The sequence below is a fragment of the Flavisphingomonas formosensis genome (assembly GCF_009755815.1).
Lineage (GTDB): Bacteria > Pseudomonadota > Alphaproteobacteria > Sphingomonadales > Sphingomonadaceae > Flavisphingomonas > Flavisphingomonas formosensis.
This window is the reverse complement of record NZ_WRPK01000006.1, coordinates 94,058-107,078: the sequence shown is the minus strand read 5'-3', so window position 1 is coordinate 107,078 and position 13,021 is coordinate 94,058. Positions and strand designations below refer to the sequence as shown.

The following is a 13,021-nucleotide window of genomic DNA, read 5'->3' as shown; positions in this document are numbered from 1 at the left end:
GGTCTCCACTGGAAGGAGGGGCGACCCCGCCGGGCTGCTCGGGCCGGCGGGGTCGGATCGAGCCGTCCTTAGCTGATCGTGCAGGTCTTCCCGGGGAAGGCCAGCGCGTCATAAGGATTGGGGTCGATCATGCCGGGCGAGGTCCACAGGATCTTGAACTGCCCCTTGGGATCGGCCTGGCCGATATAGCCGGTCTGGACGAGGCTGTTGTTGGCCGCGAACTTCACCGTGCCGAGCGGCGTCGGGACCGCATCCAGCGTCACCGCGGCGGCACGCACCTTGGCAGGATCGAAGCTCTTCGCCTTCTCGGCCGCCGCCTTCCAGACATAGACGTCGAGATAACCGTGCACCATCGGATCGGTAACGACCGCGTCGGCGCCGAACTTGGCTTTGTACGCTGCGACGAACTTCGCATTCTCCGGGTTGTCGAGCGTCTGAAAATAGTTCCAGCCGGCATAGCTGCCTTCGACCAGCGAGGGGCCCATCGCCTGCGCCTCCTGCTCGCCGATGCTGAACGACATCACCGGGATCACGTCCGATTTCATCCCCGCCGCCGCCATCTGCTTGAAGAAGGCGACGTTGGAATCGCCGTTCAGCGTGTTGAAGATCACGTCGGGCTTTGCGGCGCGGATCTTGGCGACGACGCCGGAGAAATCCGTGCCGCCCATCGGCTGATATTCCTCGCCGCTCATCGTCAGCCCGTCATGCTCGATATGCTTTTTGAGGATCAGGTTCGCGGTGCGCGGGAAGACATAGTCCGACCCCACCAGGAAGATCTTCTTGAAGCCCTTCTGCTTCGCCCAGTCATAGGCGGGAAGGATCTGCTGGTTCGGCTGCGCGCCCGAATACATGATGTTGGGCGAGCATTCATTGCCTTCGAACTGCACCGGATACCAGAGCAGGTTCTTCGTCTTCTCGAACACCGGCAGCATCGCCTTGCGGCTCGACGAAGTCCATCCGCCGAACACGGTCACGACGCCGTCGTCGTCGATCAGCTTCGATGCCTTCTGCGCGAAGGTGGCGGGATCAGAGGCGCCATCCTCGGTGACGGCCTGGATCTTCTTGCCGTTGACGCCACCGGCCGCATTGATCTCGTCGATCGCCAGCTGGGTGCTGTTCTTCACGGTCACTTCGCTGATCGCCATGGTGCCGCTCAGCGAATGGAGCACGCCCACCTTCACCGCGTCTGCCGCACCGGCGCCCGCGGCTGCGTCGTTCTTCTTGCAACCGCTCATGCAGGCCGTGCCCGCGAGCAGCGCGCCGATCAGAATCCGCCTGTGTAGCCCCTTGCCCATATGCCCTCCGGTGAAGCCGCGCCGCCCGTCGCGGCGATTGCGATGGCGGCACGGTGCTGCGACGCACAATGACCGGCCATGCGTCATTTGACGTAGGGCGCGAGGGAGCGGGCTCGTCTTCGGGACAGAGGCGTTGCCAATACGTCAAATGCCCCCCGCGGGCGGACAGGGCGTCATTGCGCAACTGCGGAAAATATGAACTTATCGCCGGGAAGCGGATGACAGGCGAATGACATTTCAGGTTGAAGACTCGATATCGGAAACGGTCAGCGTGCCCTTGCCTTCCGCCCGCTCCCTTGCCGCACCGTCGCTCGCGCTCGTTCGCAGCCGCGGCGAGATCGATCTCGCATTCCAGGAGCACGACGGTCGCACGACGATCCGCACCGCCTTTCAATCCGGCTGCCTGCGCCTGCGGGTGCCGCGCACCCTGCCGGGCGACGCGCCCTGCGCGACCATCATGAATACGGGCGGCGGCATCGCCGGCGGCGACCGGCTCGACCAGTCGATCGCCTGGGGCGAAAACAGCATCGCCAGCGTCACCACCCAGGCGGCCGAGAAAGTCTATCGCACGCCGGGCGATGCGGCGCGCATCACGAGTCGGCTCACGGTAAGCCGTGGCGCGCGCGCCGAATGGCTGCCGCAGGAGACGATCCTGTTCGATCGCGCGGCGCTGGACCGCGACATGCAGCTGCGCCTCCACGGCGATGCCGAATTTCTCGGCCTCGAGGCTGTCGTGCTCGGCCGCAAGGCGATGGACGAGACGGTGCGCAGCGGCATGCTGCGCGATCGCTGGCGGATCTGGCGCGACGGCCGGCTGATCTATGCCGACGCCCTGAAGCTGGACGGTGCGATCGCCGAACGGATGGGAAGAGCCGCGCTGGGCGCCGGCGCGCGCGCCTTTGCGGTGCTGATCCACATATCGGCGCGGGCCGCCGCACTGCTCGGCGGCCTGCGCGAAGCGCTCACCGCTGCCGGTGGCCTCGCAGCGGCCAGTGCCTGGAACGGGCTGCTCGTCGCGCGCTTCCTGGCGCCGGACGGCGCGACGCTGCGCCGGGACATGCTGGCCGCCCTCGCGGCCTTGAGGGAGGGGCGCGCGATGCCGCGCGTCTGGATGTGCTGAGATGAACCTGACGCCGCGTGAAAAGGACAAGCTGCTGATCGCCATGGCAGCGATGGTCGCCCGCCGCCGCCTGGAGCGCGGCGTGAAACTCAACCATCCCGAAGCGATCGCGCTGATTTCGGATTTCGTGACGGAGGGCGCACGCGACGGCCGCAGCGTGGCCGATCTGATGGAGGCCGGCGCCCATGTGATCCGCCGGGACCAGGTGATGGAGGGTATCGCCGAGATGATCCACGACGTGCAGGTCGAAGCGACCTTTCCCGACGGGACCAAGCTCGTCACCGTCCATCATCCGATCCGGTGAGCACGATGATCCCCGGAGAAATCATCACGCCGCCCGGCGAGCATGTGCTGAATGCGGATCTGGAAGCGGTGACCGTCACCGTCGCCAATGCGGGGGACCGGCCGATCCAGGTCGGCAGCCATTATCACTTCGCCGAGACCAACGCTGCGCTCCGCTTCGATCGCGACGCCGCGCGCGGGCGCCGGCTCGACATCCCGGCCGGCACCGCGGTGCGCTTCGAGCCGGGCCAGGAACGGGAGGTCGCGCTGGTGCCGCTGCGCGGCACGCGCACGGTGATCGGCTTCCAGGGCAAGGTGATGGGAGGGCTGGGCTGATGCCTTATCGCATACCCCGCGCCGCCTATGCCGACATGTTCGGCCCGACCACGGGCGACAAGGTGCGGCTCGGCGACACGGCGCTGGTCATCGAGGTCGAACGGGATGCCACCATCCTCGGCGAGGAGGTGAAGTTCGGCGGTGGCAAGGTGATCCGCGATGGCATGGGCCAGAGCCAGGTGACCAATGCCGCCGGCGCGGTCGACACGGTGATCACCAATGCGCTGATCCTCGATCATAGCGGCATCTACAAGGCGGACATCGGCCTTGTCGCCGGCCGTATCGCCGCGATCGGCAAGGCGGGCAATCCCGATATCCAGCCCGGCGTCGCGATCGTGATCGGCCCGGGCACGGAGGTGATCGCGGGCGAGGGCAAGATCGTCACCGCCGGCGGCGTCGACGCGCACATCCATTTCATCTGCCCCCAGCAGGTAGAGGAAGCGCTCGCTTCCGGCATCACCACCATGGTCGGCGGCGGCACCGGCCCGGCGACCGGCACCAACGCCACCACCTGCACACCCGGGCCGTGGCACATCGCGCGCATGCTCGAGGCGGCGGAAGGCCTGCCGATCAATCTCGCCTTCGCCGGCAAGGGCAATGCCAGCCACCCCGCCGCGCTGGAGGAGCAGATCCGTGCAGGCGCGGCCGCGCTGAAGCTGCACGAGGATTGGGGCACCACGCCGGCCGCGATCGATTGCTGCCTGGGCGTCGCCGACGCATTCGACATCCAGGTGATGATCCATACCGACACGCTCAACGAAAGCGGCTTCGTCGAGGACACCATCGCCGCCTTCAAGGGCCGCACCATCCATGCCTTTCACACCGAAGGCGCAGGCGGCGGCCATGCGCCGGACATCATCAAGCTGGCGGGCTTCGCGAACGTCATTCCCTCCTCCACCAACCCGACCCGCCCGTTCACGGTGAACACCATCGACGAGCATCTCGACATGCTGATGGTCTGTCATCACCTCGATCCGTCGATCCCCGAGGATCTCGCCTTCGCCGAAAGCCGCATCCGCAAGGAAACGATCGCGGCGGAAGACATCCTCCACGATCTCGGCGCGCTCTCGATCATTTCTTCGGACAGCCAGGCGATGGGCCGCGTCGGCGAGGTCGTGACCCGCACCTGGCAGACCGCGCACAAGATGAAGCAGCAGCGCGGCCCGCTTCCCGGCGAGACCGGCGACAACGACAATCTGCGTGCGCGCCGCTACGTCGCCAAATATACGATCAACCCGGCGATCGCGCAGGGGCTGGCGCGCGAGGTGGGGTCGGTCGAGCCCGGCAAGCTCGCCGATCTTGTCGTCTGGTCGCCCGCCTTCTTCGGCGCCAAGCCCGATCTCGTGATCAAGGGCGGGACGATCGTCTACGCGATGATGGGCGATCCCAATGCCAGCATCCCAACGCCGCAGCCCGTGCATGCGCGGCCGATGTTCGGCGCCTATGGCCGGGCGATCGCTGCCACCTCCATCAGCTTCGTCTCGGCAGCGGCGATCGAGGCGGACATTGCTGGCAGGCTGCGGCTGGACCGGATGGTCCGTCCCGTCGAACGCACGCGTGGCATCGGTAAGGCGGACATGAAACTCAACGATGCACTGCCGCACATCGAGGTCGATCCCGAGACCTATGAGGTGCGCGCGGACGGCGAACTGCTCACCTGCGCGCCGGCAACCGAACTGCCGCTCGCCCAGCGCTATTTTTTGTTTTGAGGGTCGCATGCATCGGATCGTGAGCATCATCAGCGGCGAAGCGCCAGGGGCGAGCGCGGTGCTGCGTCTGGATCACGACATGCGCACGCGCCGCCGCATCGTGTTCACGACGCCTACCGGGGAGGGGATCCTGCTCGACATGCCCAGGCCCGTGCGTCTGCGCGACGGAGACGGGCTGAAACTCGAAGACGGCCGCATCGTGCGAGTCGAGGCGGCAGACGAAGCGCTGACCGAAATCCACGCGCATGACCTGCCGGCGCTGGTCCGCATCGCCTGGCACCTCGGCAACCGCCATCTGCCGACACAACTGCTCGGCGACCGGCTGCGCATCCGGCACGACCATGTGATCGAGGCGATGGTGCACGGGCTCGGCGGCCACTGCCATGCGGTGCTGGCGCCGTTCGATCCCGAAGGCGGCGCCTATGAGGATGGCGGCGGGCAGGGCCATGGCCACCACCATCATCATCACGACGGGGATGAGGGCCATCACCCTCATGACCACGCGCATGGCTGAAGGCGCGCTTTACGACCTGCTGTCCTGGATGTCCCCATCCTATCCGATCGGCGCCTTTGCCTATTCGAGTGGGCTGGAGTGGGCGGTGGAGACCGGTCATGTCCGCAACCGGACATCCGCGCAGGGCTGGATCGCGGACCTCATCGCGCACGGCTCGATCCGCACCGACATGATCCTGTTCGTCCACGCCTATCGCGCCGCGGCGGCGGGCGACGGCGCCCGGCTGCGCGAGGTCGGCGCACTGGCGGCTGCGATGCTCACCAGTCGGGAACGGCATCTTGAATCCACTGCGCAAGGCGCGGCCTTTCGCCGCACTGCGCAGGCGACCTCACCCACTGATTCACTCGCTTTGCTCGATCCGATCGACGACGAGGCGCTTGCCTATCCGGTCGCCGCGGCCTGCCTCATGGCCGGCCATGGCGTCACGTTGGAGAGCGCGTTGACCGCCTGGCTGCATGGCAGCATCGCCAATCTCGTCTCGGCGGCGCAGCGGCTGGTTCCGCTCGGCCAGACCGACGGCCAGCTTCTGATCCGCGCCTTGCGCGAGCCGTGCTTCGCCGCGGTGGCGGAAGCCGCCGCGCTCGCGGACGAGGATCCGTTCGAGCAGATGGGCAGCGCCGCCCTCCATGCCGATCTCGCCAGCATGGCGCACGAAACCCAATATACGAGGCTGTTCCGCACATGACCCAGACACTCTCCCCGCTGCGCGTCGGGATCGGCGGCCCGGTAGGATCGGGCAAGACCGCGCTGATGGACGCGCTGTGCAAATATTTCCGCGAAGATTACGACATCGCGGCGATCACCAACGACATCTACACGCGCGAGGACGCCGAATTCCTGATCCGGGCGGGATCGCTGCCGCCCGAGCGGATCCTGGGCGTCGAGACTGGCGGCTGCCCTCACACCGCGATCCGCGAGGACGCGTCGATCAATCTCGCCGCGGTCGGCCAGCTCCATCGCAGCTTTCCCACGCTCGACCTGATCCTGATCGAAAGCGGCGGCGACAATCTCGCCGCGACCTTCAGCCCCGAGCTGGCGGACATCACCATCTATGTCATCGACGTGTCCGCCGGCGACAAGATCCCGCGCAAGGGCGGCCCCGGCATCACCCGTTCCGACATGCTGGTGATCAACAAGATCGATCTCGCCCCGTTCGTCGGCGCCAGCCTGGAAGTGATGGACCGTGACGCGCGCAAGATGCGCGGCGAACGGCCTTTCGTGTTCACCAATATCCGCGCAGGCTCGGGCATAGCCGAGATTGCGCGCTTCATCGTCGCGACCGGGGGCCTCGCCCCGCTGAAGGAACCCCAGCCATGATCCGTCTCGCTCGTCCCTCGCTCGCTCTCCTGCTGCTCGCTGCTGCGGCACCGGCGCTCGCCCATCCCGGCCACGGTGCCGAATCGGGGCTGGCCGCCGGCATGTTGCACCCGCTGACCGGCATCGACCATCTGCTCGCCATGATCATGGTGGGTCTGTGGAGCGGCCTCGCCTTCCCGCGCCACTGGTGGGTCTGCCCGGCCGCGTTCGTCAGCTTCATGCTCGGCGGCTTCGCCTACGGCGCCGCGGGCGGCCCGCTGCCGATCGCCGAGATGCTGATCGTCGCCTCGGTCGCCGCGCTCGGCATTGCACTCCTGTTCGACGTGCGGCCGCCCCTGGCGCTATCCGCCGCGGCGATCGCGCTGTTCGCGATCGGCCACGGCTTCGCGCACGGGCACGAGATGGCGCCGGGCAGCGACGGCCTCTGCTTTGCCGCAGGCTTCATCGCCACCACGCTCGCGCTGCATGCGGCCGGCTTCGGCCTTTCGCGCCTCGCCCTGCGGCTGCAGCCGCGGCGCATCGGCCAAGCAGTGGGCTTCGTCGCGACAGCCACCGCGGCGGCAATGATCTGGTCGGCCTGAGCACGCCGCCGCCCATGGCCACCCGTGCGGGCGCGACCGATCCGGCGGTGATCCGCCGGCAGCGCATCGTGCGGGCGCGCCGGCAATATAATCAGTGGGTCCGCAACGACACGCTGGAAGATTATGCGCTGCGTTTCACAGCGAACAAGGCACGCCGCTGGTCGGCCGGCTGGGTCGCCAACACCGCCCTCGGCTCGATCGCCTTCCTCGCCTGCGAGACCATCGGGGCGACCGTCACCCTCGGCTACGGCTTCGCCAATACCGGCATCGCCCTGCTGATTGCGGGCGTGATCTTCCTGCTGGCCGGCCTTCCGATCTGCTTCTATGGCGCGCGCTACGGCGTCGACATGGATTTGCTGACCCGCGGAGCCGGCTTCGGCTATCTGGGATCGACGATCACCTCGGCCCTCTACACCTCCTTCACCTTCATCCTCTTTGCGATCGAGGCGGTGATCCTCTCCGCCGCGCTCAACCTCTGCTTCGGCCTGCCGTTGCCGATCGGCCATATCGTCAGCGCGCTGATCGTCCTTCCCGTCGCCGCCTACGGCTTCCGCCGCATCAGCCAGCTCCAGAACTGGACCCAGCCTGCCTGGCTTCTGCTCCAGCTCGCCCCGCTCGCGTATGTGCTGAGCCAGGGCAGCGCCGCCTTCGCGCTGTGGAGCGGCTTCGAGGGGCAGGCGGGCGGACTGAGCCTCGTCAGCATCGGCCTCGCGCTCGCCGTCTTTCTCTCCCTGCTGCCGCAGATCGGCGAACAGGTCGATTATCTGCGCTTCCTTCCGCGTGCCCAGGCGGTCGGCAAGCTGCGATGGTGGGCCGCGCTTCTCGCCACGGGCCCCGGCTGGATCGTGATGGGCGCCTTCAAGATCCTCACCGGATCGGTGCTCGCCGTACTCGCGCTGCGCGCCGGCCTCTCGGCGGCGGACGCATCCAATCCCACCGCCCTCTATTTCATGACCTTCCAGGGCCTCACGGATTCGCGCATCCCCGCCATCGCGCTCACCGGCCTTTTCGTCGCCATCTGCCAGATCAAGATCAACGTCACCAACGCCTATGCCGGATCGATCGCCTCCTCCAACTTCTTCTCGCGGCTGACGCACCGCCATCCGGGCCGCGTTATCTGGCTCGTGTTCAACGTGCTTGTCGCCCTGATGCTGATGGAAGGCGGCATCCAGACCGTGGTCGAGCGGGTGCTCGCGCTGTACAGTAATTTCGCCGTCGCCTGGTTCGGCGCGGTGACCGCGGACCTGATGATCAACAAGCCGCTCGGTCTCAGCCCGCGCGGCATCGAATTCCGCCGCGCGCATCTATACGATATCAATCCGGTCGGCGTCGGCGCGATGCTGCTGTCGCTGATCGCCTCCACCCTCTGCTTCGTCGGTCTGTTCGGGCCGGTCGCAGCCGCTCTTTCGCCGCTGATCGGCCTCGCCTTTTCTTTCCTGGCGGCGCCGCTGATCGCCTGGACGACCCGCGGACGCTATTATATCGCGCGTGAAGCAGCCGATTTTGCCGGCGAGCCGGAAATACGCTGCTCGGTCTGCGAGGCGGCGTTCGAGCCGCAGGACATGGCGCACTGCCCGGTCTACCAGGGCGCGATCTGCTCGCTCTGCTGCACGCTGGAAGCGCGCTGCCACGATGCCTGCAAGGTCGGCGCGCGGGTGGTGGACCAGGGTTCCGCCCTGCTCGGACGGTTGCTGCCGCGGCTGATCTTCGATGCCGTTCACCGGCGGATCGTGCGCTTTCTGCTGCTTTACGCGATCATCGCCGGCGCGATCGGCATCGTGCTCATCCTCATCTATTATCAGCAGGCGCAGAGCGGCATCGATCCACGCGCGCTCGGATCGGTGCTGCGTGTCGTCTATGCCTGCCTGCTCGTCCTTCTCGCCTTCATCAGCTGGTATTTCGTCCTGGCCCAGGAAAGCCAGCGCGCGGCAGAGGACGAGACCGACCGGCAGACGATGATGCTGATCGAGGAGATCGAAGCCCATCGCCAGACCGACGCCGAGTTGCAGCGCGCCAAGGAGGTGGCGGAAGCCGCCAATCTTGCCAAGAGCCGCTATATCGTCGGCGTCAGTCACGAGATACGCTCGCCGCTCAACACCATCTCTGGCTATGCCCAGCTGTTGGAGCGGGATCCGACGCACCGCCCAGCCGACGCGGTGCGCGTCATCCGGCGAAGCACGAGTCATCTCGTCAACCTCGTCGACGGACTGCTCGATATCGCCAGAATCGAGAATGGATCGCTTCGCATCGAGCGCAACCGCATCAATCTCGGCGAGCTGCTCGACCAGATCGTCGACATGTTCAGCCTGCAAGCCGCAGCAAAGGGCCTTCGTTTCGATCATGACCGTCCGCCGAGCCTGCCTGACTTCGTGTTCACGGATGAGAAGAGACTTCGCCAGATCCTGATCAATCTCATCTCCAATGCGATCAAATACACGCCTGTCGGTGGGGCCTCGCTGATCGTGCGCTGGCGTGATCCGGTGGCGGAGTTCGACATCGTCGATACTGGCGTCGGCATCGCCGAACCGGATCTGGAGCGCATCTTCGAGCCGTTCGAACGGGTGGGAAACAGCCATGTCGCTCCCGGCATCGGCCTCGGCCTCACCATCACGCGGCTGCTGGCCGAGATCATGGGCGGCCATCTTTCGGTGCAGAGCCAGGCTGGCAGCGGCAGCATCTTCCGGCTGAAGCTGTTTCTCTCCTCCGCCCCCGCCGCCCCGGACGAGGCGCGCACGCGCAGCCGCATTACAGGCTATGCCGGCCCGCGGCGGCGCATATTGGTGACCGACGACGATCCGGCCCACCGCGCCATGGTCGGCGATCTGCTCGAACCGCTCGGATTCGCGCTCGATTTCGCAAGCGAGGCGGCCGGTTGCCTGGAGCGCTTCGCCCGCAAGCCCGCCGATCTCGTTATGCTGGACATCGCCATGCCGGGTGACGACGGATGGACGACGGCACGCACGCTGCGCGCCCGCCATGGCGAGGAACCCGCGATCCTGATGGTTTCCGCCAATGTGCACGATTTCCAGCGCCCCCGCCGCGAAGACGATCCGCATGACGATTTCCTGACCAAGCCATTCGAGCTGGACGAGTTGCTCGACCGGATCGGGCTGCTGCTCGATATCGACTGGATCCGCGGGGAGGACTGATGGACGACAGGGAAGAAGGCGGGCTGATCCTGATCGTCGACGACGACGCCGACGCGCGGGCCATGCTGCAACAGGCGCTGACCGGGGCCGGCTTCGTCGTTGCGTCTGCCTGCGATGGCGAGGATGCACTGACGCGGATCGAGGAGGCGCGTCCCGATCTCATCCTGCTCGACGCGGTGATGCCGGGCATCGACGGCTTCGAGACGTGCCGCCGCATCAAGGCGCGGCCGGCGCACGCCGCCGTTCCCGTAATCTTCATGACCGGGCTGAGCGAGACGCGCCACGTCGTGGCGGGCCTCCAGGCCGGTGGCATCGACTATGTGACCAAGCCCATCTTGCTCGACGAGCTCATCGCCCGCGTCCGCGTGCACTTGACCAACGCACGGACGATGCTGCGCGCGCAGACCGCGCTCGATGCCGCCGGACGCCGGCTGCTTTCGGCCGATTCCAGCGGGCAGATCCGCTGGATGACGCCGCTCGCGGCGGTGCTGGTCGAGCGGCTGGAGGACGAAGCCGGCGCAGCCGCGCGGGAGTGTCTGGCGCGCGGCATCCTCGCCGTCCTGGCCCATGCCGCGCGCGGTGAGCGCCAGGCCGTCCGCCTCTCCGTCGGCAGGAAACAGATCGAGATCGGCCACATCGGCAAGGCCCCGCGCGATGAGCATTTCCTTCGCATCGCGGAGCTCCACGACGGCCGGGAATCGCTGATCCTGCAGCGCATGCTCAATCTGACCCCGCGGGAGAGCGACGTGCTCTTCTGGATCGCGCAGGGCAAGTCCAATCGCGACGCCAGCGAGATCATGAACATCAGCGCACGCACCGTGAACAAGCATCTCGAACAGATTTTCGTGAAGCTCGGCGTCGAGAATCGCGCCGGCGCCGCAGCGATCGCGACGAGGATCATAGCGCTCGAGGAGTGATCGCGCGGGCCAGCCCCGTTCCAGCGCATCGGCCGCCTGACAAGCGGCAGTAAAAACAAACATGCTTGTTTGAAATGAGGAGGCGCGCCCTCGGCAACCAAGGCAAACCGATCCGCGGCTGATCTCCGCTGGAGCTATTTGCGGCTTGACCGCGCCTTGCCCGCCGCCGCTTTCGATCGGTCCGCCAGCAGCTGGAACGGCTTGCCGACCCGAACCCGGTTCTGATTGGCATAGGCCTCGTGATTTTCCTCCACGCTAGGCAGGTCGTAGAGATAGTTGACCATCACGCCGCCGCTCTGCTCGAGTCCCTTGGTCGAGCGGTCGGCCAGCCAGTTCAGCCTTTCGAGACGGGCGCCATTGCCGAGATGGAAACGCGCAACGGGATCGAGCGGCTTGCCGTCCCTGCGCTTGGCATCGAGGAAGTAGCGCACCGCTTCCGGCAGCACGATCGCCTCGAACCGCGTCGCGAGCGCGGCATCGTCCCACCAGCCGGGCTCGGCCAAGCGGGCGAGCTCTTCCGCCGTGAGCGCCGGGCCGTCGGGATCGGCCGCAGCCTTGCGCAGATGATCCATCAGCCCCGGAACCGGCGACAGGGTGACGAAGCCTTGTATCTGCGGCAGATCGCGCGACAGGTCCGCGGCGACTTGCTTGATCAGGAAATTGCCGAACGAGATGCCCTGCAGGCCCGCCTGGCAGTTGCTGATCGAATAGAAGACGGCATAGCGCGCATTGGCAAGATCGTCCGGCAGGCGGTTGCGGGTCAATATGCCGTCGATGTGCGCGGGTATGTCCGGCATCAGCGCCACCTCGACGAAGATCAGCGGCTCGTCCGGCATCGCCGGATGGAAGAAGGCGAAGCAGCGCCGGTCCGGCGGATCGAGCCGGCTGCGAAGATCGGCCCAGTCGTGGATGGTATGAACCGCCTCGTAGCGGATGATGCGCTCGAGAATGTCCGCCGGAGACGACCAGGACAGGTGGCGCAGCTCCAGGAAGCCACGATTGAACCAGGATTCGAGCAAGGCACGCAGATCGTCCTCGACGCTGACCAACTCGGGATGGGGCCGCAGCAGATCGAGCAGATGGCGACGCATCTCGACCAGATGGGAGGTCGCGCCCGCCGGCATGTTGAGCCGCCGGAAAAGCTCGCGCCGCGGTGCTTCGACCGAGCGGGTGAGGACCTGCAAGGTCGCAGGCGACGGCCCGGCCTCATAGGCCCGGTAGGCTGCGCCTATCCGATCGCTATCCGGGCCATGCCGCTCGGCGAGATAGCGGAAGAAGCCGAGCCGCTCTTCGGCATCGAGCCCGCGATAGGCATCCAGCAGATCCGCCGCAATGGCGCCGCCCGAGGCTTCGCCCTTCACCGATAGCAGCGCGTCGCACAACGCCTCGATCCGGCGTGCGGGCGGGCTTTTGCGCACCCGCTCCCATTCCACGAAGGGAGCATATTTCTGCAGGAGCGCCCGGCCTCCGCGCGAGAAGCCCTTAACGAGATCAGCAAGCGAGTCGGCAGCCATGTCTCACCTCCATGGGCAAGAATGTACGAACATGGCCGCGCCATTCAATCCGGGCAGATGCGGGGACAGTCCATCAGAAGCTGAAGCCGCCGCTGGGCGAACTGCCGTCGAGAGCGTTCGCCGAGCCGGCTAACGCGGCGTCACGTCCTGAAGCGTGCGGGCGCCCTTTGGCATAGGCGCCGATTCCTTCGCGCGAGGCGCGGATCGCAGCGTCTTTTCGCTCCGGGCGTGGCCAAACTGCAGGCTCCCCGGATCGCCGCCGCTGGCATATCATCGCGCAGCCCGGG

General features: G+C 66.7%; 12 protein-coding genes. 10 read left to right on the top strand and 2 right to left on the bottom strand.

The genetic code is table 11. The features are described from left to right. Positions 1–68: 68 nt before the first annotated feature. Positions 69–1,235: an urea ABC transporter substrate-binding protein gene (gene urtA / locus GQY20_RS17250; protein WP_408641124.1), complete on the bottom strand. Its 1,167-nt coding sequence runs from the start codon at positions 1,233–1,235 to the stop codon at positions 69–71. Positions 1,236–1,524: 289 nt separating this feature from the next. Between urtA and GQY20_RS17245 the strand changes: the two genes are divergently transcribed. From GQY20_RS17245 to GQY20_RS17200, 10 genes are read left to right on the top strand one after another with little or no spacing between them, the layout of a single operon-like run. Further along, the gene (locus tag GQY20_RS17245) at positions 1,525–2,415 is read left to right on the top strand and encodes an urease accessory protein UreD (protein ID WP_157218374.1); all 891 of its coding nucleotides are present in this window, start codon (positions 1,525–1,527) and stop codon (positions 2,413–2,415) included. 1 nt (position 2,416) lies between these two features. After that, the gene (locus tag GQY20_RS17240) at positions 2,417–2,719 is read left to right on the top strand and encodes an urease subunit gamma (RefSeq protein ID WP_157218373.1); all 303 of its coding nucleotides are present in this window, start codon (positions 2,417–2,419) and stop codon (positions 2,717–2,719) included. Positions 2,720–2,724: 5 nt separating this feature from the next. Beyond that, positions 2,725–3,033, top strand: a complete 309-nt coding sequence (locus tag GQY20_RS17235) for an urease subunit beta (protein ID WP_157218624.1) — start codon at positions 2,725–2,727, stop codon at positions 3,031–3,033. Beyond that, complete coding sequence (gene ureC / locus GQY20_RS17230) at positions 3,033–4,742, top strand: urease subunit alpha (protein ID WP_157218372.1); 1,710 nt, start codon at positions 3,033–3,035, stop codon at positions 4,740–4,742. Before GQY20_RS17235 ends, ureC begins: the two co-directional genes overlap by 1 nt. A 7-nt stretch (positions 4,743–4,749) precedes the next feature. Continuing rightward, the gene (locus GQY20_RS17225; protein ID WP_157218371.1) at positions 4,750–5,256 is read left to right on the top strand and encodes an urease accessory protein UreE; all 507 of its coding nucleotides are present in this window, start codon (positions 4,750–4,752) and stop codon (positions 5,254–5,256) included. Next, on the top strand, positions 5,189–5,941 hold the full coding sequence (locus GQY20_RS17220; RefSeq protein WP_232476117.1) for an urease accessory protein UreF: 753 nt from the start codon (positions 5,189–5,191) through the stop codon (positions 5,939–5,941). Before GQY20_RS17225 ends, GQY20_RS17220 begins: the two co-directional genes overlap by 68 nt. After that, complete coding sequence (ureG, locus tag GQY20_RS17215) at positions 5,938–6,573, top strand: urease accessory protein UreG (RefSeq protein WP_157218369.1); 636 nt, start codon at positions 5,938–5,940, stop codon at positions 6,571–6,573. The genes GQY20_RS17220 and ureG overlap by 4 nt, the downstream gene beginning before the upstream one ends. After that, on the top strand, positions 6,570–7,154 hold the full coding sequence (locus GQY20_RS17210; RefSeq protein ID WP_157218368.1) for a HupE/UreJ family protein: 585 nt from the start codon (positions 6,570–6,572) through the stop codon (positions 7,152–7,154). The genes ureG and GQY20_RS17210 overlap by 4 nt, the downstream gene beginning before the upstream one ends. Before the next feature lie 14 nt (positions 7,155–7,168). Next, on the top strand, positions 7,169–10,303 hold the full coding sequence (locus tag GQY20_RS17205) for an ATP-binding protein (protein ID WP_157218367.1): 3,135 nt from the start codon (positions 7,169–7,171) through the stop codon (positions 10,301–10,303). Next, positions 10,303–11,220: a response regulator gene (locus tag GQY20_RS17200; protein ID WP_157218366.1), complete on the top strand. Its 918-nt coding sequence runs from the start codon at positions 10,303–10,305 to the stop codon at positions 11,218–11,220. The genes GQY20_RS17205 and GQY20_RS17200 overlap by 1 nt, the downstream gene beginning before the upstream one ends. A 134-nt stretch (positions 11,221–11,354) precedes the next feature. Here the strand turns inward: GQY20_RS17200 and GQY20_RS17195 are convergent, their stop codons facing one another. Next, a complete protein-coding gene (locus GQY20_RS17195) occupies positions 11,355–12,734 on the bottom strand; it encodes a malonyl-CoA decarboxylase (protein WP_157218365.1) in 1,380 nt (459 codons plus the stop codon). Positions 12,735–13,021 lie beyond the last annotated feature (287 nt).